The sequence below is a fragment of the Streptomyces sp. NPDC054956 genome (assembly GCF_053609185.1).
Genome location: NZ_JBSGXB010000070.1, coordinates 1 through 21,127, shown reverse-complemented (window position 1 = coordinate 21,127; position 21,127 = coordinate 1). Strand labels below are relative to the sequence as shown.

Annotated in this window: 19 protein-coding genes and 1 riboswitch; of the genes, 5 read left to right on the top strand and 14 right to left on the bottom strand. The window is 72.5% G+C overall.

What is annotated here, in order from left to right:
* Positions 1-22 precede the first annotated feature (22 nt).
* From ACWGDE_RS14450 to ACWGDE_RS14440, 3 genes are all read right to left on the bottom strand, one after another.
* Complete coding sequence (locus ACWGDE_RS14450) at positions 23-1,579, bottom strand: ABC transporter substrate-binding protein (protein ID WP_453389315.1); 1,557 nt, start codon at positions 1,577-1,579, stop codon at positions 23-25.
* Between the two features lie 130 nt (positions 1,580-1,709).
* Complete coding sequence (locus ACWGDE_RS14445) at positions 1,710-3,182, bottom strand: metallophosphoesterase (protein ID WP_453389305.1); 1,473 nt, start codon at positions 3,180-3,182, stop codon at positions 1,710-1,712.
* Positions 3,179-3,451 carry an SCO4848 family membrane protein gene (locus tag ACWGDE_RS14440; protein WP_453389304.1) on the bottom strand — a complete coding sequence of 91 codons (273 nt, stop codon included), beginning with the start codon at positions 3,449-3,451 and terminating at the stop codon, positions 3,179-3,181. The genes ACWGDE_RS14445 and ACWGDE_RS14440 overlap by 4 nt, the downstream gene beginning before the upstream one ends.
* Positions 3,452-3,572: 121 nt before the next feature.
* Between ACWGDE_RS14440 and ACWGDE_RS14435 the strand changes: the two genes are divergently transcribed.
* Positions 3,573-4,832: a D-alanyl-D-alanine carboxypeptidase family protein gene (locus ACWGDE_RS14435; RefSeq protein WP_453389303.1), complete on the top strand. Its 1,260-nt coding sequence runs from the start codon at positions 3,573-3,575 to the stop codon at positions 4,830-4,832.
* Here ACWGDE_RS14435 and ACWGDE_RS14430 read toward each other — a convergent pair.
* The 4 genes from ACWGDE_RS14430 to ACWGDE_RS14415 all read right to left on the bottom strand — a co-directional run bounded on the left by ACWGDE_RS14430 (position 4,780) and on the right by ACWGDE_RS14415 (position 9,339).
* Positions 4,780-5,793, bottom strand: coding sequence for a YihY/virulence factor BrkB family protein (locus ACWGDE_RS14430; RefSeq protein ID WP_453389302.1), 1,014 nt, complete (start codon positions 5,791-5,793; stop codon positions 4,780-4,782). The genes ACWGDE_RS14435 and ACWGDE_RS14430 overlap by 53 nt on opposite strands.
* A gap of 145 nt (positions 5,794-5,938) precedes the next feature.
* Positions 5,939-6,547: a 2'-5' RNA ligase family protein gene (locus ACWGDE_RS14425; protein WP_453389301.1), complete on the bottom strand. Its 609-nt coding sequence runs from the start codon at positions 6,545-6,547 to the stop codon at positions 5,939-5,941.
* Positions 6,548-6,675: 128 nt separating this feature from the next.
* Complete coding sequence (gene trpS, locus ACWGDE_RS14420) at positions 6,676-7,689, bottom strand: tryptophan--tRNA ligase (RefSeq protein WP_274549161.1); 1,014 nt, start codon at positions 7,687-7,689, stop codon at positions 6,676-6,678.
* A 381-nt stretch (positions 7,690-8,070) separates the two neighbouring features.
* The gene (locus ACWGDE_RS14415; protein WP_453389300.1) at positions 8,071-9,339 is read right to left on the bottom strand and encodes a serine hydroxymethyltransferase; all 1,269 of its coding nucleotides are present in this window, start codon (positions 9,337-9,339) and stop codon (positions 8,071-8,073) included.
* 35 nt (positions 9,340-9,374) lie between these two features.
* Positions 9,375-9,465: riboswitch (ZMP/ZTP riboswitch) on the bottom strand.
* 109 nt (positions 9,466-9,574) lie between these two features.
* Between ACWGDE_RS14415 and rocD the strand changes: the two genes are divergently transcribed.
* The gene (rocD, locus tag ACWGDE_RS14410) at positions 9,575-10,783 is read left to right on the top strand and encodes an ornithine--oxo-acid transaminase (protein ID WP_453389299.1); all 1,209 of its coding nucleotides are present in this window, start codon (positions 9,575-9,577) and stop codon (positions 10,781-10,783) included.
* Positions 10,784-10,835: 52 nt separating this feature from the next.
* Here rocD and ACWGDE_RS14405 read toward each other — a convergent pair whose 3' ends face one another.
* Positions 10,836-12,023 carry a glutathionylspermidine synthase family protein gene (locus ACWGDE_RS14405; protein ID WP_453389298.1) on the bottom strand — a complete coding sequence of 396 codons (1,188 nt, stop codon included), beginning with the start codon at positions 12,021-12,023 and terminating at the stop codon, positions 10,836-10,838.
* Positions 12,024-12,029: 6 nt separating this feature from the next.
* Positions 12,030-12,413, bottom strand: a complete 384-nt coding sequence (locus ACWGDE_RS14400) for a hypothetical protein (protein ID WP_453389297.1) — start codon at positions 12,411-12,413, stop codon at positions 12,030-12,032.
* Positions 12,414-12,528: 115 nt separating this feature from the next.
* Here ACWGDE_RS14400 and ACWGDE_RS14395 point away from each other — a divergent pair, with 115 nt between their 5' ends.
* Complete coding sequence (locus ACWGDE_RS14395; RefSeq protein ID WP_453389314.1) at positions 12,529-13,410, top strand: hypothetical protein; 882 nt, start codon at positions 12,529-12,531, stop codon at positions 13,408-13,410.
* A gap of 257 nt (positions 13,411-13,667) precedes the next feature.
* On the opposite strand, the gene pdxR is transcribed toward ACWGDE_RS14395, so the two are convergent.
* Positions 13,668-15,065, bottom strand: a complete 1,398-nt coding sequence (pdxR, locus tag ACWGDE_RS14390; protein ID WP_453389296.1) for a MocR-like pyridoxine biosynthesis transcription factor PdxR — start codon at positions 15,063-15,065, stop codon at positions 13,668-13,670.
* 46 nt (positions 15,066-15,111) lie between these two features.
* Between pdxR and ACWGDE_RS14385 the strand changes: the two genes are divergently transcribed.
* Entirely contained in the window at positions 15,112-15,612 is a 501-nt protein-coding gene (locus ACWGDE_RS14385) for a carboxymuconolactone decarboxylase family protein (RefSeq protein WP_453389295.1), read from the top strand.
* Positions 15,613-15,655: 43 nt separating this feature from the next.
* Here the strand turns inward: ACWGDE_RS14385 and ACWGDE_RS14380 are convergent, their stop codons facing one another.
* From ACWGDE_RS14380 to ACWGDE_RS14365, 4 genes are all read right to left on the bottom strand, one after another.
* Positions 15,656-17,302: a hypothetical protein gene (locus ACWGDE_RS14380; RefSeq protein ID WP_453389313.1), complete on the bottom strand. Its 1,647-nt coding sequence runs from the start codon at positions 17,300-17,302 to the stop codon at positions 15,656-15,658.
* Between the two features lie 171 nt (positions 17,303-17,473).
* Positions 17,474-18,463: a malate dehydrogenase gene (locus ACWGDE_RS14375; protein WP_453389294.1), complete on the bottom strand. Its 990-nt coding sequence runs from the start codon at positions 18,461-18,463 to the stop codon at positions 17,474-17,476.
* Between the two features lie 334 nt (positions 18,464-18,797).
* Positions 18,798-19,313 (bottom strand): DUF3017 domain-containing protein, encoded by a 516-nt coding sequence (locus tag ACWGDE_RS14370; RefSeq protein ID WP_453389293.1) that lies wholly within the window; start codon positions 19,311-19,313, stop codon positions 18,798-18,800.
* Positions 19,303-20,166: a bifunctional methylenetetrahydrofolate dehydrogenase/methenyltetrahydrofolate cyclohydrolase gene (locus tag ACWGDE_RS14365; RefSeq protein ID WP_453389292.1), complete on the bottom strand. Its 864-nt coding sequence runs from the start codon at positions 20,164-20,166 to the stop codon at positions 19,303-19,305. Before ACWGDE_RS14365 ends, ACWGDE_RS14370 begins: the two co-directional genes overlap by 11 nt.
* A 249-nt stretch (positions 20,167-20,415) precedes the next feature.
* Between ACWGDE_RS14365 and ACWGDE_RS14360 the strand changes: the two genes are divergently transcribed.
* A complete protein-coding gene (locus ACWGDE_RS14360) occupies positions 20,416-21,057 on the top strand; it encodes a hypothetical protein (protein WP_453389291.1) in 642 nt (213 codons plus the stop codon).
* The last annotated feature ends 70 nt before the right edge of the window (positions 21,058-21,127 follow it).

Sequence of the window (21,127 nt, the reverse complement as noted above, 5' to 3'; positions counted from 1 at the left end):
GACAGCCCCGGCCCCCTCGGGGTCAGAGCCAGTTGAGGTCCCACAGGCGCCAGACGCCCGTGCCGTCCGAGAGGTACTGGGCGCCGGTGACGGCCTCGCGGGACATCACGTAGTCCTTCTTCTGCCAGATCGGCAGCATCGGGACCTGCTGGGCGACCAGCTTCTGCAGTTCGCGGAAGTCGGCCGCCGCGGCGCCGCGGTCCGAGAAGGACTGGGTGCGGGTGATGAGGTCGTCGACGGCCTTGTCGGAGAAGCCGTTGTTCATGGAGGAGTCTGCGCCGACGAGCGGGGCGAGGAAGTTGTCCGCGTCCGGGAAGTCGGCGATCCAGCCGATGGTGTAGGCGTCGAACTCGCCCGCCGCGTACCCCTTCTGGAAGTCGCTCCACTTCTCGACCGGCTTGATGGTCAGGTGGAACAGGCCCGTGCTCTCCAGCTGCTTCTTGATCTCCTCGGCCTCGGCGACGTTCGCGCCGCGCACGTTGACCCCGAGGTTGATCGAGACCGGGGCGGTGACCCCGGCGTCCTTGAGCAGCTTCTTCGCCGCGACGCCGTTCGGGTTCGGCCAGGCGTCGAAGAACGGGGTGCTGTGGGCGGCGATGCCCGCCGGGACGAGCGAGTACAGCGGGGTGACGGTCCCCTTGTAGACCTCGCCGGCCACCTTGGCGCGGTCCAGGACCGCCGCGACGGCCTGGCGGACGGCGGGCTGGGCCACCGTGGAGCCGCCGCGGATGTTGAAGACCATGCTGCGGATCTCCGTACCGCCCGAGGCCTGGTACCGGGTGTCCTTCAGGCCCGGGTTGAGGGCGGCGAGGACGGCCGGCGGCATATCGCGGTGGGCGACCTCGATGCCGTGGTCGTTCCAGGCCTGCTCGAGCTGCGCGGAGTCCTTGAAGTACCGGACGGTGACCGGGCTCTTGGAGATCTTGGCCTGGCCCTTGTACGAGGTGTTCGGCTTGAGCTCGGCGCTCGTGCCCGCCACGTACTCGCCGAGGGTGAACGGGCCGGAGCCGTCGACCTTGTCGCCCTCGCGCAGCTCCTTGGCCGGGTACTTCTCCTTGTCCACGATCGAGGCGGCGCCCGTCGCGATCTTGAAGGGGAAGGTGGCGTCGCCGGCCGACAGGTTGAAGGTGACCGTGCGGCCCTCGGCCTTGACCGACTCCAGGGTGTTGAACAGCGGCGCCGGCCCCTGGTCGGAGTTGATGGCCTTGATGCGGTCGAAGGAGTGCTTGACGTCCTCGGCGGTGATCGCGCGGCCGGAGGAGAACTTCACGTCCGAGCGCAGCTCGCACTGGTACGTGGTGAGCTTCGCCCCGATGAACTGGCAGGAGGAGGCGGCGTCGGGCACCGGGGTGTCCGAGCCGGTCTTGATGGTCAGCAGCGACTGGTAGACGTTGCTGAACAGGGCCCAGGAGCCGGCGTCGTACGCCCCCGCGGGGTCGAGGGAGGAGACCACGTCGCTCGTACCGACGCGGATCGCCTTGCCGTCGCCCGCGTCCTGCGGCAGCAACTGCCAGGTGGCGACGCCTGCGACGCCGAGGACCAGCCCGGCCGCGATGACTTTCGAGCGGACAGACCGCAACATCCTTGACTCCACCCCACGTGTCGTACACCGAAGTGCACGACCAGCTATCCGATTATCGGTCATCCCATCACGGAATTTCAGCCTCGGGAAGGCCGATTTGCGGTGTGTCCTTGAAGGTTCGGGTGGTTCAGGCCTGATATGAGGCGAGTTCGACGACTGTGATGTCCGACGGAGCTCCGACCCGGACCGGCGGCCCCCAGGCGCCCGCGCCGCGCGATACGTAGAGCTGGGTGTCCCCGTAGCGCTCCAGCCCGGCGACGGTGGGGTTGGCGAGCTCGGCGAGGTAGTTGCCGGGCCAGAGCTGGCCGCCGTGGGTGTGGCCGGACAACTGGAGGTCGACTCCGTACCGGACCGCCTCGTCGATGACGACGGGCTGGTGGGCGAGGAGTACGGAGCTGCGCGCGCGGTCGCGGTCACCGAGGGCCGCGGCGAAGTCGGGGCCGTGACCCTCGGACTCCCCCTGGATGTCGTTGACGCCGGCGAGGTCGAAGTGCGGGAGCGCGCGGCGGGCGTTCTCCAGGGGCGTCAGGCCGAGCTCGCGGACGTGGTCCACCCACTGCTGCGCGCCGGAGAAGTACTCGTGGTTGCCGGTCACGAAGTACGAGCCGTGCCGCGCGCGCAGGCCGCGCAGCGGCTCGGCGGCGGGCCCGAGGTCGCGCACGTTGCCGTCCACGAGGTCGCCGACGACGGCGATGAGGTCGGGCTGGGTGCGGTTGATGGTGTCGACGATGCGGGTGGTGTGGGCGCGGCCGAGCACCGGGCCGAGGTGGATGTCGCTGACGACGGCGATGCGGAAGCCGTGGGCGGCGCGGGGCAGTTTGGCGAGGGGGACCTGGACGCGCTTGACGCGGGGCCCGCGGAGGACTCCGTAGGCGCCGTAGCCGACGGTGCCGACCGCTGCCGCGCCGGCCGCCCCGGCCGCGACGCGCGCGAACCTCCGGCGGCTGAGGCCGTCGGGGCCGGCCGCCACCGGGCTGCTCCCGGCCGCCTGGCCGCCGGCCTCGGGGCCGCGCCCCTGCGGGGCGGTCGCGTCGGGGTCCTGCCCGGCGGTGGGGGCCGCGGGCTCGCCCGGGGCTGCGAGCGTGGCCTGCGGCGCTGTTCCCCTCCCCGCCCCTTCCCGAAACCGGGGCTCCGCCCCGGACCCCGTGGGGGCACTGCCCGCCGCGAGGTCGGCGGGCGTGGGCTCAGGGCGGGGCTCCGCCCCCGTGGGGGCCGCGGGCGTCGGCGTGGGGCCGGGCCCGGTTGCTCCGGACCGGGTGTCGGCCGGGGCCGCCAGGAGGCCCTTCGATCCGCGGAGCCATACCGCTCGGGCGGCCTCCGCCACGAGCATGGCCAGGGTCAGGTAGAGGAGGACGGCCAGCCAGAGGTAGCCCGGCCAGGAGACCGTGCGCTGGAGCCAGAAGGGGGCTCCCGCGCGGCCCGCGACCAGGGCGGCCAGGGCGAGGAGCGGGAGGGCGAAGGCCAGGGCCGTGCCCGCGCGGCGGGTGCGGCCGCCCGGGGCGGTGGTGTCCCGGACCAGGCGGATCCAGAGCCAGCGGTGGACCAGCGCCAGGAGGGCCAGTACGAGCAGGACCGCGGCCACGGCCAGTGCGATCGTCATGCGCCCGGACCCCCGCCCGGACCCCGGCGTGATGCGCGCCGCAACGCCCGCACCCCGCGCAACCCGATCACTCCGACGGCCGTCCCCAGGAGAAAGGACGTGACTGCCAGGAGAAGGTGGACCCAGAAGTAGCCGGTCGGGTTACCCGCATCGTCGAACGCCAGACCGCTGCCGTCCTTCCACAGGTTCCGAATGAAAGACACCCAGATGAACCAGCTCCACGCGCCGAAGGCGAGCAGGAACCAGGAAGCGGCGCGGCTGAGTTTCATGACCTCAGTATCGGATTCGTCGCCGGGACGGACGCGCGCGGGTGGGCTGTCCCGGCGGTGGTTGCGGCGGGTTGGCCCAACCATGCCGCTGATCACAGGATCGGGATGTACTTTCACCTGCGTGTCTGCCAAGAAGACCGCACTGACGGTCGTTTCCGCCGTGCTCCCCGTGCTGCTGCTGCCGGCGCTGTTCGCCTCGCCCGCGCACGCCGCGCCGTCGCCGACGCCCACACCCACGCCGCCCGCCGACGGGAAGGGGCAGCCCGCCAAGGCGCCCGCGCCGCCCGCCTCGATGTCGACGGTCGGCGGCGCCGCGCTCGGGCAGCCCGGTACGCAGGTCAACCCGCTGCCCGGCGCTCCCGCGCTGCCGGGGAACCTGACGGGCCGGTCCTGGATCGTGGCCGACGCCGAGACGGGCGAGGTCCTCGCGGCGCACAACGCACACTGGCGGCTCCCCCCGGCCTCCACCATGAAGATGCTCTTCGCCGACACCGTGCTGCCGGGGCTGCCCAAGGAGCAGGTCCACAAGGTCACCGACCGGGAGCTCGACGGGGTCGGTTCCGGCTCCAGCCTCGTCGGGATCAAGGAGGACGCCGAGTACACCGTCCACGACCTGTGGCTCGGGGTGTTCCTGCGCTCCGGCAACGACGCCGTGCACGTGCTCTCGGCCATGAACGGCGGCGTCGAGAAGACCGTCAAGGACATGCAGGCCCACGCCGAGGAGCTGCAGGCCCTGGACACGCACGTGGTCTCCCCGGACGGCTACGACGCCCCGGGCCAGGTCTCCAGCGCGTACGACCTCACCCTCATCGCCCGCTCCGGACTGCAGAAGCAGGACTTCCGCGAGTACTGCGGCACGGCCAGCGCGAAGTTCCCCGGCAAGCAGGAGCCCGGCAAGCCGCGCGAGACCTTCGAGATCCAGAACACCAACCGGCTGATGACCGGCGCCGGCGGCATCGCCCCCTACAAAGGCATTGCTGGAGTCAAGAACGGCAACACCACGATGGCCGGCTCCACCTTCACCGGCGCCGCCCAGCGCGGCAACAAGAAGCTGCTGGTCACGGTCATGAACCCGGGGACCGGCGGGGCCAACTCCGTGTACGAGGAGACCGCCGACCTCCTCGACTGGGGCTTCGCGGCCTCCGGCAAGGTCAAGCCGGTGGGTGAGCTCGTGCCGCCGAAGAGCGCGGACACCACCTCGCACGGCTCCCCGGCCCAGTCCCACGAGAACAACCCGTCGGCGTCCGGCGACTCGGGCGGCGGGATCGGCACGGCCCTGGGCATCGCGGGCGGGGTGCTGGCCGTCGTGGCCGGTGGCACCTACGCGGTCAACCGGCGCTGGCCGCGGGGGCGCGGCCGCCGGGCTCGCGGCCGGGCGTAGCGCCCGCGCCGGAGGACCCGGGGGTCTCGGAGACCCCGGAGGATCCGGCGGCCCCTGAGGGCCCGGCGGACTCGGAGCCCGGCTCCGGGTCCTCCACCCCGTCCCCGTCGGTGTCGTCACGAGTCGCCGTCCAGGCGGCGCAGAACAGCAGCAGCTTCGCCGTGAGGTTGATCCAGATCAGCAGCGCGATCGGTACGCCGAAGGCCCCGTACATGCTCTTGGTGGCGACCTCCCGGATGTACCCGCTGAGCAGCAGCTTGAGGAGCTCGAAGCCGGCCGCTCCGATGAGGGCCGCCTGGATCAGGCGGCCGCGCGGCGGTTCGACGCCCGGGAGCAGGGTCAGCACGTAGAGCAGGAGCAGGAAGGCGGCCACGACCCCGACGAGGAAGGCACCGCCCCGCAGCAGGCCGCCGCCCGCACCCTCGCGCGGTACGCCCAGCCAGTCCCCGGCCTTGCCGACCGCGCTGGAGCCGAAGATCGAAGCCGCGGCCGAGCACAGCCCGACGCCGCCGAGCCCGATGAGGACGAGCCCGTCCTTGCCCTTGCGGACGAAGGGGTTGCCCTCGTCCTCGTCGTCCTTCTCCCAGACGGCGCGCAGGCAGCCCCGCATCGAGCCGACCCAGCCGATGCCGGTGAACAGCAGGATGCCGGCGGCGACCAGGCCGACCGTGCCGGCGTTCGCGACGAGTGCGTTGATGTCGAGCTGGTCGGAGATGCCGGGGACCTGCTCGGCGAGGTTCTTCTGCAGCTTGTCGAGCTGCTCCTGGCTCAGCAGGCCCGCGCCGATCGCGGCGGCCACGGTGATCAGCGGGAAGAGCGCGAGGAAGCTGATGAAGGTGATGGCGGCGGCCAGCCGGCTCCAGTGCGCGCGGTCGAGCCGCTGGTACGAACGCCACAGGTGGGTCCGCATGAGCGCGGACACGAGGGGCCCGATCACCGGGAGTTTCGTAAGCCAGTCCATACGGTCACCGTAAATGAGCCGTCGTAAATAGCCGGGATTGCCGCTTTTGGGGACTACGGTCGTCGATTGTGACTTTTCGCCCGACGGCTTGGCCGTTCCACGCCCTGATCCTGCGGAGGATCAGCTTCCGGTTCCGGTTCCTGCGTCAGGAACGGCGTACGGTCGCCTCGCCCGCGGCGTTCGCCGCACTGTCCGTCGCCGACCCCGGCTGCGCCGGAACGCCGGCCGCGCCACTGCCGAACGGATACTCCCGCAGCTTGCGCCAGACCCCGTCCGAGCCCTGCTCGTAGAGCGCGAATCCGGAGCAGACCCAGTCGGCCTCGTAGTCCGCGAGGGTGCTGAACGCCAGGTCCATCGCCTCCTCGGAGATCCCGTGGGCGACCGTGACGTGCGGGTGGTACGGGAAGGCCAGCTCCCGGCTGAGCGGCCCGTCCGGGTCGCGGACCTGGCCCTGGAGCCGGGTGCAGCCGGTCCCGCCCTCGACGACCTGGACGAACACGACCGGCGAGAGGGGACGGAAGGTTCCCGTACCGGCCAGCCGCATCGGGAAGGGACGGCCGGCGGCCGCCACCTCGGCGAGGTGGGCGCGGATCTCCGGGAGCCGGTCCGCGGCCACCTCCGTCGGCGGTACGAGGGTGACGTGCGTGGGAATACCGTGCGCGGCAGCGTCCCCGAAGCCGGCGCGCAGCTCCTGCAGGCTGCTGCCGTACGGCTCCGGGACCGCGATCGAAACGCCGAGCGTTACGGTCCCCACGTATGTCTCCTCCGCCTGTCGTCCTGCGCGTCGCCTGTGTGCGGCCTGTGTGCCGCGTGTGTGCTGCCGCCCCAGTGTGGCGGCAGCACCCCCCAGATCGCCAGGGCCCTCTTTCCCTCGCTTGCCCGTCAGTGCTTCGCGGGCAGGAAACCGAGGTGGTCGTACGCCTGCGCCAGGGTCTCCGCGGCGACCGCCCGGGCCTTCTCCGCGCCCTTGGCCAGCAGGGAATCCAGGGTCTCCGGGTCGTCCAGGTACTCCTGGGTGCGCTGCTTGAACGGTGTGACGAAATCGACCATCACGCCGGCCAGGTCGGTCTTGAGCGCGCCGTAGCCCTTGCCCTCGTACGCGGCCTCGAGCGCGGGGATCGACTCGCCCGTGAGGGTGGAGTAGATCGTCAGCAGGTTGCTGACGCCGGGCTTGTTCTCGGCGTCGAAGCGGACCACGGCCTCGGTGTCCGTGACGGCGCTCTTGATCTTCTTCTCGGTGGCCTTGGGCTCGTCGAGGAGGTTGATCAGGCCCTTGGGGGAAGACGCCGACTTCGACATCTTGATCGCCGGGTCCTGGAGGTCGTAGATCTTCGCGACCTCCTTGACGATGTGCGCGGCGGGGAGGGTGAAGGTCTGCCCGAAGCGCTGGTTGAAGCGCTCGGCCAGGTCGCGGGTCAGCTCGATGTGCTGACGCTGGTCCTCGCCGACGGGGACGGAGTTCGCCTGGTAGAGCAGGATGTCGGCGACCTGGAGGATCGGGTACGTGAACAGGCCGACGGTGGCGTTGTTGGCGCCGCCCTTGGCGGACTTGTCCTTGAACTGGGTCATCCGGCTGGCCTCGCCGAAACCGGTGATGCAGTTCATGACCCAGCCGAGCTGCGCGTGCTCGGGCACGTGGCTCTGGATGAAGAGCGTGCAGCGCTCGGGGTCCAGGCCGGCGGCGAGCAGCTGCGCGGCGGAGAGGCGGGTGTTCGCGCGGAGATCCTTCGGATCCTGCGGCATGGTGATCGCGTGCAGGTCGACGACCATGTAGAAGGCGTCGTGCGTCTCCTGCAGGGCGACGTACTGGCGGATGGCTCCGAGGTAGTTCCCGAGGTGGAACGAACCGGAGGTGGGCTGGATGCCGGAGAGCGCGCGAGGACGATCAGAAGCCATGGCTCCATTCTCTCAGGTGTGATGGCGGGCTCCGGCCCGCCGCTGGCCGGAACCCGGTGGCTCCCTCCGCCCCCGCCCCGGCCCCGCACGGGTACCCGCTGGTAGCGGCCCGTCTGGATCTTGCCTCGGCCGAGCGACCGCTTTCCGCCGGTGTACGGGGCAGGCCGCTGCCCGGGGCTTCGCGGGCGCCGCCCGCACCCGCGCCTCAAGCGCCGGCGGGGCTGCATTCCGGCCGGCGTCGCCCGCCCGGCGCTTGAGGCACGGGTCCGGCGGAGCGAATCCAGCCCGTCCGGCGTTTGAGGACCGGGTCCGGGCAGCGCCCGGGGAACGGTGGAAGGGTGGGTAGGGGACAGCCCCGCAGGGCCGCCCCTACCCGCGCCGTCAGGCGAGCGGCAGACCCGGGGCCGGGAAGGCCGCCATCAGGTCGGAGACCTCGGCGCGGATGGCGGCCAGCGTCTGCTCGTCCTCCCTCGCGGCAGCGGACACCGCCCGCGAGATCCAGTCGGCAACGACCGGCATGTGCGAGACGTCCAGCCCCCGAGACGTCAGCGACGGCGTACCGATCCGGATGCCCGACGGGTCGAACGGCTTGCGCGGGTCGAACGGCACCGTGTTGTAGTTCACGACGATCCCCGCCCGGTCCAGCGCCTTCGCCGCGATCTTGCCGGAGACGGCCTTGCCGGTGAGGTCGATCAGGATCAGGTGGTTGTCCGTACCGCCCGAGACCAGGTCGAAGCCCTCGGCCAGCAGCGCCGCCGCCAGCGCCTTGGCGTTCGCGACGACCGCGTGGGCGTAGGACACGAACGACGGCTGCGCCGCCTCGTGGAGCGCCACCGCGATGCCGGCCGTGGTCTGGTTGTGCGGGCCGCCCTGGAGCCCCGGGAAGACCGCCTTGTCGATGGCCTTCGCGTGCTCCTCGCGGCACATCAGCATCGCGCCGCGCGGGCCGCGCAGCGTCTTGTGCGTGGTCGTGGAGATCACGTCCACGTGCCCGGCCGGGGACGGGTGCGCCCCGCCCGCGATCAGGCCCGCGATGTGGGCGACGTCCGCGACGAGGACCGAGCCGGCCTCCTTCGCGATCGACGCGAACGCCTCGAAGTCGATCGTGCGGGGCAGCGCGGTGCCGCCGCAGAAGATCAGCTTGGGGCGCTCCGCCAGCGCGAGCTCGCGTACGGCGTCGTAGTCGATGAGACCGGTGTCGGCCTGGACCCCGTACTGCACGCCCCGGAACCAGGAGCCCGTCGCCGAGACGCCCCAGCCGTGCGTGAGGTGCCCGCCCATCGGCAGGGCCATGCCCATCACCGTGTCGCCGGGCTCGGCGAAGGCCAGGTACACCGCCAGGTTCGCCGGGGAGCCGGAGTACGGCTGGACGTTGGCGTGGTCCACGCCGAACAGGCCCTTGGCCCGCTCGATCGCCAGCGCCTCGACGCGGTCGATGTTCTGCTGGCCCTCGTAGTAGCGGCGGCCCGGGTAGCCCTCGCTGTACTTGTTCTGCAGCACCGTGCCGGAGGCCTCCAGCACGGCCGCGGACACGTAGTTCTCGCTGGGGATCAGGCGCAGGGTCTCCGCCTGCAGGGTTTCCTCGGCGGCGACGAAGGACGCCAGCTCGGGGTCGGTGGCAAGCAGGGCGGGGTGGCGGTTCGCGCTCATGGCGGCTCCTCCGGGGTCGATGTCAGATCTCGTCCCCGCGAGGCCCAGGCGAGCGGCCCTGTGTGCGGTCGTCCGCGCACGACTCCCCCGGAGTTCGTTCTCCGTGCGCCAGTCGCCGTGCGTACCGCACACCTTAGCGGGCGCGCCACGAGAAAGGTTTCTCCGTCCGGTATACGAGCGAGGATGGAAAGTGACGCCACCCTCGTCACAGGCCTGACGGACGATCGGAGACCCCGTGTCGACAACTGCTGATGCCATCCGCTCCGCCGACGCGCACAGTGCGCACAACTACCACCCCCTGCCCGTCGTCGTCGCCACCGCGGAGGGCGCGTGGATGACCGACGTGGAGGGACGCCGCTACCTCGACATGCTCGCCGGCTACTCCGCCCTCAACTTCGGGCACGGCAACCGCCGCCTGCTCGACGCCGCGCGCGCCCAGCTGGAACGGGTCACCCTCACCTCGCGCGCCTTCCACCACGACCGCTTCGCGGACTTCTGCACCGAGCTCGCCGCACTGTGCGGCAAGGAGATGGTGCTGCCCATGAACACGGGGGCGGAGGCCGTGGAGACGGCGGTGAAGACCGCCCGCAAGTGGGGTTACGAGGTCAAGGGCGTGCCGGACGGACACGCCAAGATCGTGGTGGCGGCCGACAACTTCCACGGCCGCACGACGACGATCGTGTCGTTCTCCACGGACCACGACGCCCGCGACCACTTCGGTCCGTACACGCCGGGCTTCGAGATCGTCCCGTACGGGGACCTGACGGCGCTCGCGAACGCCGTCACCTCCAACACCGTCGCCGTGCTCCTGGAGCCGATCCAGGGCGAGGCCGGCGTGCTCGTACCGCCCGCCGGATACCTGCGCGGCGTACGGGAACTGACGCGCGAGCGGAACGTCCTGTTCATGGCGGACGAGATCCAGTCGGGGCTGGGCCGGACGGGCCGGACCTTCGCGTGCGAGCACGAGGACGTCGTCCCCGACGTGTACATCCTCGGCAAGGCGCTGGGCGGCGGCGTCGTACCCGTGTCGGCGGTGGTCGCCGACCACGACGTGCTCGGCGTGTTCAAGCCGGGCGAGCACGGCTCCACCTTCGGCGGGAACCCCCTCGCCTGCGCGGTGGCCCTGGAGGTCATCGCGATGCTGCGCACCGGCGAGTACCAGCAGCGCGCCACCGAGCTCGGCGACCACCTGCACCGGGAGCTGAACCTGCTGGTGGGCGGCGGTTCGGTGACCGCCGTACGGGGCCGCGGGCTCTGGGCGGGCGTCGACATCGACCCGGCGCGCGGCACGGGCCGGGAGATCTCCGAGAAGCTGATGGAGCTCGGGGTGCTGGTGAAGGACACGCACGGGTCGACGATCCGGATCGCGCCGCCGCTGGTGATCAGCAAGGAGGACCTGGACTGGGGGCTGGACCAGCTCAGGTCGGTCCTCGCGGCCGAGTAGCCGGGTAGCCGGGTAGCCGGGTAGCCGATGACCGGAGGAGCCGGCCGGTCGGCTAGAGGATCACGTGGGGCAGGAAGCGGGCGTACTCGTCCGTGACCGGCCCCGCCGATTCGCGGATGCCGAGTCCCGCGGCCTCGTCCTCGACGACCCACGCGCCGAGCACCACCCGGTTGCCGTCGAAGTCGGGCAGCGGGGCGAGGCCCTGGAAGACGTACGTCTCCTCCGGCTCCGGGGTGAAGGGCTCACCGCCCACGGGGTGCAGGGTGACTCCGGCGCCCTCCCGCCCCAGCAGCGGCTTCGCGGCGTAGCCGGTGGTCCCGGCGAGCTCGCGCGGGCCGTCGAGGTAGGCGGGCAACAGGTTCGGGTGCTCGGGGAAGAGCTCCCACAGGATCGCCAGCAGCGCCTTGTTGGAGAGCAGCATCTTCCACAGCGGCTCGATCCACGCGGTGGTGCCGGTGCCGCCGCCGTGGTCGTAGGTGCCCAGGACCTGCGGGGCGAAGGGGTCGGTGGCCAGCCACTCCCACGGGTAGAGCTTGAAGCAGGCGCGGATGAAGCCGAGCTTCTCGTCGACGAACCGGCCGGAGAGGCTGTCCCAGCCGATCTGCTCCACGGACAGGTGCCGCGTGTCGATGCCGGCCTGCTCGGCGGTCTCCTGGAGGTAGGCGACCGTCATCAGGTCCTCGCCGAGCTCGTCGGTCTCGGAGTGCGCGAAGTGCACCGTGCCGGTCGGCAGCAGCTCCGCCTGGCGGCGCCAGGCGTCGACGAGGCGCTCGTGGAGGGAGTTCCACTGGTCGGCGCCGGGGAAGCGCTCCTCCATCCAGAACCACTGCGGGCTCGCCGCCTCCACGAGGGAGGTGGGGGTGTCCGCGTTGTACTCGAGCATCTTGGCGGGGCCCTCGCCGTCGTAGCGCAGGTCGAACCGGCCGTAGAGCGAGGGCTGTTCGGCGCGCCGCCGCCAGGACTCGGCGATGAGCGCGGCGAGCTTCGGGTCGGTGATGCCGAGGTCCGCGAAGCGGTCGTGTTCGACGATGTGCTCCGCCGCCGCCAGGCACATGGCGTGCAGCTCCTCGACCACGTTCTCCAGCGCCTCGACCTCGGGCAGCGAGAAGGAGTAGTACGCGCTCTCGTCCCAGTAGGGGCGCAGGGAGTCGTCGGGGTAGCGGGTGAGGGGGTAGATCAGCCCCTGCTCCTCGACGGTCTTCTGCCAGTCGGGGCGGGGCTCGATGGTGTGGCGGCGCACGCTGGATCAGCCGCCCGAGGAACTGTTGTGGCTGTTGCCGATGCCGCCGCGGGTGACGGAGGCCTTGTCGAAGCTGCCGCCGGTGACCTTGCCGGAGCTGACCGTGCCGCCGTAGTAGTACGAGCCGCGGCCGCCGCTCTTGCAGTCCTTCATGTTCAGGTGCTCCAGCGTGGAACGGGAGGCGCAGCGCTTGTCGGGCTCGTCGCTGCTGCCGCACGCCACCAGGGTCACGGCGAGCAGACCCATGCCGCCGAGCGCGACTCCGCCGGAGCGCATGCGGCGCGCCTTCTTGGCGCCGCCGTTGGCGACACCGGTCGCGACACCGGTTGCGGTGCCGCTCGCGCCGCTGCTGACGCCGTTGTTCGCGCTGCTGCTACTGCTGCTGTCCATGGACTGTTCGCTCCCCCAGGGTGGCCGGCTGCCGACAGACTAGAACGGCCCCCCGGGCCGATGGAATCCGGCCGTCACGGGATACGTGACCTAGAGTCGGTTCGTGCTCATTGGGATGATTTGCGCGCTCGGTGCGGCGGTCTGCTTCGGCACCGCGTCGGTCCTCCAGGCCGTCGCGGCGCGCGCGGCGGAGCCGGGAACGGGCTCCGGGGTCGACACCGCACTCCTGATGCGGGCGCTGCGCCAGTGGCGCTACCTCGCCGGGCTCGGCCTGGACGGGGCCGGCTTCGTCCTCCAGATCATCGCCCTGCGGCACATCCCGATCTACGCGGTGGGCGCGGCGCTGGCCGCCAGCCTCGCGGTCACGGCGGTGGTCGCGGCGCGGCTGCTGCGGGTGCGGCTGAGCGCCACCGAGTGGGCCGCGGTGGCGGTGGTGTGCGCGGGGCTGGTGATGCTGGGGCTGTCCTCGGGCGAGGAGGGCTCGGGGACCGGCTCGCTCGCGCTGAAGCTGGGGCTGCTGGCGGTGGCGGGGCTGGTGCTCGTGGCCGGGGCCGTGGCGGGCGGCCTGCCGGACCGCAGCAGGGCCCTGACGCTGGGTCTGGCGGCCGGGACGGGCTTCGGGGTGGTGGAGGTGGCGGTCCGGCTCATCGACGACATCTCCCTCTCGGCGCTGTCGAACCCGGCCCTGTACGCGCTCCTGCTCGGCGGGGGCGCCGCCTTCCTCCTGCTCACCTCCGCGCTCCAACGGGGCTCGGTGACCACCGCGACGGCCGGAATGGTGCTGGGCGAGACGATCGGGCCGGCCGCGGTGGGCGTGGCCTGGCTGGGCGACCGCACCCGCGAGGGCCTGACCTGGCTCGCGGTCGCCGGCTTCGTGGTGGCCGTCGCCGGAGCCCTGGCTCTGGCCCGCTTCGGCGAACCCCCGGCGGAGCCGGGCACGCCCGAGGCGGAGCCGGGCACGCCCGAGGCGGAGCCGGGCACGCCCGAGGCCGGATGACGGGACCCGGGCGGAGCCCGGTGCTCCCGGGGCTCCGCCCGGGACCCCGCTCCTCGAACTCCCCCGGCTACCGCTGGGAGGTGCCCCCTGGAGGGGCTGGATCTTCCAGCCCACCGGCGGTCACGTGCGGGCCGACGCCGGCCGAATCCAGCCCGTCCGGCGTCTGAGGACCGGGGACCGGGTCCGGGCAGAGCCCGGGGAACGGGGAAGGGCGGGTAGGGGACATCGCCCCGCAGGGCCCCGTCACGGGAGCCCCGTCACGGGAGCGCCGCGACGAGTGCCGCCAGGGTCGCGGACCAGGCGCTCTGGGGCGGCGTCCCGAAGCCGACGACCAGCGCCTCGCGCCGCGGCGCCACCGAGTCCGGGTGGCGGAAGAACGACAGCGGCTGCAGGCCGAGGTCCTGCCAGGCGGCCGCGCGCAGGGCGGCCCGCTCGCCGCCCGGCGGCAGGTCCAGCACCGCGTGCAGGCCCGCCGCGATGCCCGAGACCCCGGCGCGCCCGCCGACCGCCGCCACCAGTTCGTCGCGCCGCCGCCGGTAGCGCAGCCGCATCTCGCGCACGTGCCGGTCGTACGCCCCCGACCGGATGAACTCCGCGAGCGTCAGCTGTTCCAGGGCGCTGGAGGTCCAGTCGGTCCGGCCCTTCACCGCCAGCACCTCGTCCATCAGCGACTCCGGGACCACCATCCAGCCGACGCGCAGCCCCGGGGCCAGGGATTTGCTCGCCGTCCCCAGGTAGACCACCCGGTCCGGGTCCAGCCCCTGCAGGGCGCCGACCGGCTGGCGGTCGTAGCGGAACTCCCCGTCGTAGTCGTCCTCCAGGATCAGCCCGCCCGTGGACCTGGCCCAGTCCACCGCAGCCGCCCGCCGCTCGGGCGTCAGCGCGGCGCCCGTCGGGAACTGGTGCGCCGGGGTGAGCAGGACCGCGCCGACCCCGGAGCCGGGCAGCGCGGCCGTGCACGCGCCCGCCGCGTCCACCTCCAGTACGCGCGTGCGCAGCCCCGCGCCGGTGAGCAGGTCCCGGTGCACGTCCAGCCCGTACCCCTCCACCGCCACCTCACGGACCCGGCGGGACCGCAGCAGCCTCGCCAGCAGCATCAGCCCGTGCGCGAAGCCGGCGCACAGCACGATCCGGTCGGGGTCCGCGTAGACGCCGCGCGCCCGCGCCAGGTATCCGGCCAGCGCCTCGCGCAGCTCGGGCCGCCCGCGCGGGTCCGCGTACCCGAAGGCCTCGTTCGGGGCTTCGGCCAGCGCCCGCCGGGCCGCCGACAGCCAGCCGGCGCGCGGGAACCCGCTCAGGTCCGGGGAGCCGGGCATCAGGCTGTACGAGGTCCTCGGCCGCACGGGCCGCCGTACGGGAGCCACGGGCGCGGGCCGCCGCGCCGCCCGGGCCCGCTCCGCGACCCGGGTCCCGGAGCCCTGCCGGGCCGTCAGCCAGCCCTCGGCGACGAGCTCCGCGTACGCCTCGGCGACGGTGTTGCGGGCGATCCCCAGGTCGGCGGCGAGCGACCGCGAGGAGGGCAGCCGAAGGCCCGGGGCGAGCCGCCCGCTGCGGGCGGCCTCGCGCAGCGCCTCGGTGAGCCCGGCCCGCAGGCCCCGTCCGGCGGAGAGCTCCAGATGCAGGTCGGCGCCGAAAGTGGCCCAGGATTCCGTCATGGATATGGACCATATAGGCGGGCCGCCTGCCTCTTAGGTTGGAACCATGAACAACACGGACCGCACGAAGAACGCCCCCGAGCACACCCCCCGCATGCAGCTGGCGAAGCTCGCCCCGGACTTCTACAAGGCCGCCGTGGCCCTGGACATCGCCGCGTCCAAGGGCCTGGACCCGGCCCTGGTCGAGCTCATCAAGCTCCGCGCCTCGCAGATCAACCACTGCGCGTTCTGCATCGACATGCACTCCAAGGACGCCCTCGCGGCGGGCGAGGACGTGGAGCGGCTCCTGCTCCTCGGCGCCTGGGAGGAGTCGCGGCACTTCTACACGGAGAAGGAGCTCGCGGCGATCGAACTGACGGAGGCCGTGACCGTCCTGACGGACGGTTTCGTTCCCGACGAGGTCTACGCGAGGGCCGCCGCGCACTTCGAGGAGCAGGAACTGGCCCAGGTCATCGCCATGATCGCCGCGATCAACGTCTGGAACCGGATCGGCGTCACCACCCGCCTGAGCCCGGGCCACTACACGCCGGGCATGTACAAGAAGTAGCCCGCGGGGCCGGACGTCCGGCCGATGATCCGGCAGAAGGCGTTCACCAACGCCGGGCGCTGCCGTTCACCGGCTGGACGAACACCCCGCCCTCGGCGACGTTGACGGCGCGCTGCGCGAACTCCTCGGTGCGCCAGCCCGCTTCGTGCAGCGCGACGGTCACGCCGCCGACGACCCGGTCCTGGATGGTCTTCAGGAAGCGGTCGAGGTCCATGAGGTGGAACAGCGAGCCGTTGTCCTGGGAGGCCAGGTCCCGCACCGACACCCGGGGGCCTTCGGGGCGGGCCCCGCCGTGGCCGGCGGTGGCGATCCGCCACCGGCTCGCCACGCCCCGGCCCAGGGTGGTGGCGGAGGCCGCGAGGGAGCCCGGGGTGTGGCGCAGGGCCCAGACGGCCTTGCCGAAGCCGTTGTTGTTCCGGTAGCGCTGGGCATCGGCGTCCGCGTTGTGGAAGGCGGTGCGCACGGGGAGCAGCACGTGCGGAGCCACCTCCAGCATCATCATCCCGCCCTGCGTGTGGACCCGTACGAAGACGGTGACGACGAGGTTCTCGTCCCAGCCGCCCACCCGGACGCGCAGGAAGTGCCTGCGCCGCTCGCCGCCCTCCTCGATGGCGGCGGCCCGCTGCCCGGGGTACTGCCCGTGGACGACCTGCGCGGTGTCCCGGTGCGGGAGACCGCCCGCGGGCAGGAACACGCACTCGTCGACGACCAGTTCGCGCATCCGGTCGCCGACGGCGGCCGCGACCTCCGGGGAACCGTGCGGCGAGGGCACCCGCAGGCGCTCCAGCAGCGGCACGATGCGCTCCACGATGTGGGCGTTGGTGACCGGGACGGGCTTGCGGTCCGGGCCGAGGTCCTCGCGCGGGCGCAGTTCGGCGGACAGCTGCCAGGGCCGGTAGGGATCGCCCGCCCCGCAGAACGGGTCGTCGATGTCGTACATGATCATCGGGTGGTGCTGCTCGGCCCGGATGCGCTGGCGGATGCGCTGGAAGCGGGCTCCGCCGAAGGCCTCGGCCGGATCGCCCGCGTGGTCGGCGTAGCGGCCCTCGGCGAGGTCGGTGGCGATGGTCCGGAAGACGTGTCCGCGCTGGAGCCCCACGACGGTGACCACGGCGGCGAAGACCACCGGCAGCCACCACGGGGCGACGACGCCCGCGAGGTCCCCGCCGCCCGGGGAGAACGGGGTGGCGGCCGGACCGCCGAAGTCGCTCAGGAAGGCCAGGAGCGCGAAGCCGCCGAAGCCGAGCACCGCGAGGAGGAGGGACAGCATCCACCACACGTAGATCCGCAGGGCGACGGACAGCACGCGCAGCACCGGGACGTTCCGGGCGCGCAGCCAGTCGGCCACGCTCAGCAGCAGGAAGGGGACGACGAGCACGGCGAGGGCGCCGCCGGTGAGCAGGGAGCCGACGAACCAGGCGCCGAGGACGCCGGCCGCCCAGCCGAGTTCGGCGCGGCGGGCGCGGAGCGCGTGGGCGAGCACCCGGGAGGCGTCGTAGCCGTAGGAGGGGGCGACGATCCGTTCCTCGTGGACGTAGAGCTCGTCGATGACCCGGTCGCGGTAGCCGGCGTCGAGGTACGTGCCCGCGCACAGGAACCGGCCGGCCTCGCTCAGCGAGGGGTGCACCGGGGCCCGACCCGCTCCGGGAGCGCCCCGGCCGCCACCTACGGGCTGATGGGGAATCGGCATCTCGGTCACCGACCGACCCTAGGAGGCTCCGAACGCGCAGCGACAGCGCCATTCGCGCCAAAGCGCCCCGGCCTGGTTTGGCCGGGGCGCTTCGATGTTCGTACTGGTTCGCACGGGCCTCGCGGGCCCCGGGTCACGGACCCGGAACCGCTGGGGGCCGTACGCCGCAGATCAGATCAGGCCGAGCTCGCGGACCGCGTCGCGCTCCTCGACGAGCTCCGCCACGGACGCGTCGATGCGCGCACGGGAGAACTCGTTGACGTCCAGGCCCTGGACGATCTCGTACGTGCCGTTCTTCGTGGTGACGGGGAAGGAGGAGATGATGCCCTCCGGGACGCCGTAGGAGCCGTCCGACGGGATGCCCATCGAGGTCCAGTCGCCCGCCGCGGTGCCGTTGACCCACGTGTGGACGTGGTCGATGGCCGCGTTGGCGGCCGAGGCGGCCGAGGACGCGCCACGGGCCTCGATGATCGCCGCGCCGCGCTTGGCGACGGTCGGGATGAACTCGTCGGCCAGCCAGGCCTGGTCGTTGACGACCTCGGCGGCGTTCTTGCCGGCGATCTCCGCGTGGAAGATGTCCGGGTACTGGGTCGCCGAGTGGTTGCCCCAGATGGTCAGGCGCTTGATGTCGGAGACGGCGGCGCCGGTCTTGGCGGCCAGCTGCGAGATCGCGCGGTTGTGGTCCAGGCGGGTCATCGCGGTGAAGCGCTCGCGCGGTACGTCCGGGGCGGCGGCCTGCGCGATGAGCGCGTTGGTGTTGGCCGGGTTGCCCACGACCAGGACCTTGATGTCGTCCGCGGCGTGCGCGTTGATCGCGGCGCCCTGCGGCTTGAAGATGCCGCCGTTGGCGGAGAGCAGGTCACCGCGCTCCATGCCCGCGGTGCGCGGACGGGCGCCGACCAGCAGCGCGACGTTGGCACCCTCGAAGCCCTTGTTCGGGTCGTCGAAGATGTCGATGCCGGCGAGCAGCGGGAAGGCGCAGTCGTCGAGCTCCATGGCGGTGCCCTGGGCGGCCTTCATGCCCTGGGGGATCTCCAGGAGGCGGAGCTTGACCGGCACGTCCGCGCCGAGCAGGTGGCCGGACGCGATGCGGAAGAGCAGCGCGTAGCCGATCTGGCCGGCGGCGCCGGTGACGGTGACATTCACGGGAGTGCGGGTCATGGCCTTCTCCGTTAGACAGCTGGGGGTGGGGCGTCCTTGCCCCATGTGCTGGGAGGACGCCGCTCCCCGACCCGGTAAATCTTGACGTGAAGAGACATCCGGCGGTCAGGCTATCCGACCCGGGAAGACCCCAATCCCCCGGCCCGTGTGGCGCGGGGCACACGGAGCGCCGCCGCGGCGGCCCCACCGGCCCCTGGACGGCCGGAAGATGTCCCCCGTCCGGAGGCCCCGCGCGGACTTGACGCACGGGGCCGTGGGGCTCGTACGGGGCCTTGCGGGGTCGGCCGTACGGGGCCCCGCGGGGTCGGCCGTACGGGCGGCGGGCCGCCCCCGCTCAGCGGACCGTGAAGCGGACCGCGTTCTCCAGGAACGGGATGTCCAGCACCGGTTTGGGTGCCATGACCAGCGCGAGCAGCGTGATGGCCACGCCCAGCAGGCCGTACGTGACCATGTCCGTGAACCGGGAGCGCACCGCGAGCATGCCCACCGACGGCAGGACGCGGCGCAGCACCGAAGCCGCGATCAGGGCGATGCCGATCATCAGGCAGCCGACGCGCGGATGCCCCGTGGCGGTGGACAGCAGCCCGGCCGCCGTCGCGGCGAGGACGGCCAGCATCGGCCACTGACGGGCCGGCGCGGGCGCGTCGCCGGGCGCGGTGCGGCCGCCTCCCTCGGGGCGGGAGGTGTCCCGCGTGACGGACGGGAAGCGCCGGGACTTGGCGCCGGCGGCCCCGCCGGCTCCGGCAGCCCCAGCGGCCCCGCCGGCTCCCGCAGCTCCGCCGGCCCCGGCCGCGCCCTCAGGGCTCGCCGTGCCCGCCGGGCCAGCGGTGTCCTCGCGTTCAGCCCTCACTGGGGGCGATCCGCTCGGCCGCCTCTACGACGTTGACGAGCAGCTGCGCCCGCGTCATCGGGCCGACTCCGCCCGGGTTCGGGGAGATCCAGCCGGCCACCTCGGCCACGCCGGGGTGCACGTCCCCGACGATCTTGCCGTTCTCGTCGCGGCTGACGCCGACGTCGAGCACGGCCGCGCCCGGCTTCACGTCCTCCGGCTTGACCAGGTGCGGCACGCCGGCCGCCGCGACGACGATGTCCGCCTGGCGCAGCAGCCCGGAGAGGTCGCGCGTGCCGGTGTGGCACAGGGTCACGGTCGCGTTCTCGGACTTGCGGGTCAGGAGCAGGCCGATGGACCGGCCCACCGTGATGCCCCGGCCGAGGACGACGACGTGCGCCCCGTTGATCTCCACGCCGTGGTGGCGCAGCAGTTCGACGATCCCGTACGGGGTGCAGGGCAGCGGGCCCGGCTCATTGAGGACCAGCCTGCCGAGTGACATCGGGTGCAGGCCGTCGGCGTCCTTGGCCGGGTCCATCAGCTCCAGGACCCGGTTGGTGTCGATGCCCTTGGGGAGCGGGAGTTGGACGATGTAGCCGGTGCACTCGGGGTTGGCGTTCAGCTCCCGGACGACCTCCTCGATGTCCTCCTGGGAGGCCGTCGCGGGCAGTTCGCGCTGGATGGAGGCGATGCCCACCTCGGCGCAGTCCTTGTGCTTGCCGTTGACGTACCAGCGGCTGCCCGGGTCGTCGCCGACCAGCAGGGTGCCGAGGCCGGGGGTGATGCCCTGGGCCTTGAGCGCCGCCACGCGGGCGGTCAGTTCGGACTTGATCGCGGCTGCGGTGGCCTTGCCGTCGAGAATCTGGGCGGTCATGGGCCCATCCTCCCGGATGGAGCGGTCACGGTTCCACTCCCGTCCGTCGCGGAATCGGCACGATTCCTTGGTTGCACTTGCACAACGAGTACCCGGCCCGCCACGCGGCGGCTGGACAAGCCCGCCCCGGCCGGACGACGATGGCCGGAAGATGTGCCGCGGGCAGTGCCGGGGGGCGGGCCGCACGACTTGCAGCGACTCCTCCGAGCGTGCCGTGCGTCCCCGCACTTCCACGGAGGAACACCCCAGATGAGCTTCGGCGACCCGAACAACCCGTACGGGCAGCAGCCGCAGGGCCAGCCCGGTTACGGCTACCCGCAGCAGGCGCCCCAGGGCATACCGCCACAGGGCGGCTACGCCTACCCGCAGCAGCCCCAGGCCTACCCCGGCGGCGCCGGCTACCCGGGCGCCAGTGCCCACGTACCGATGCCCGGTGGTGTCTCCGGCGCCCGCGTCATCCTGTACATCCTCGGCATCCTCCAGGCCCTGATGGGCGTGCTCGCGCTCGTCGGCGGCGCGCTGTTCGCCTCGGCGCTCAGCGGCTCCTCCAGCTCCTCGACGAGCGACGCGGGCGCCATCGGGGGCACCGTGCTGGTCGTCGTCGGGATCGTCGTCATCGCCCTGGCCCTGTGGCCGATCCTGACCGCCGCGAAGCTGAGCAAGGGCCGCGGCGGCGTCCGGGTCTCCGGCATCATCTTCGGCTCGCTCCAGACCCTGTTCGCCGTGATCAGCATCCTCGGCAACCTCGTCGCGCTCTCCGACGCGCACGCGGCCGGCGCCGCGGCGTTCTCGCTGGTCATCGCGCTGATCTCGCTGGGTCTGGGCCTCTGGATCCTCATCGGCCTGGCCAACTCGGCCGCGGGCGTCTACTTCAAGCGCCCGCTGTACTGACGGTCACCCGGGTTCGGGCCGCATGACGGCCCCCGGCAGACGGCGAAGGCCGCGTCCCGCACTCGCGGGG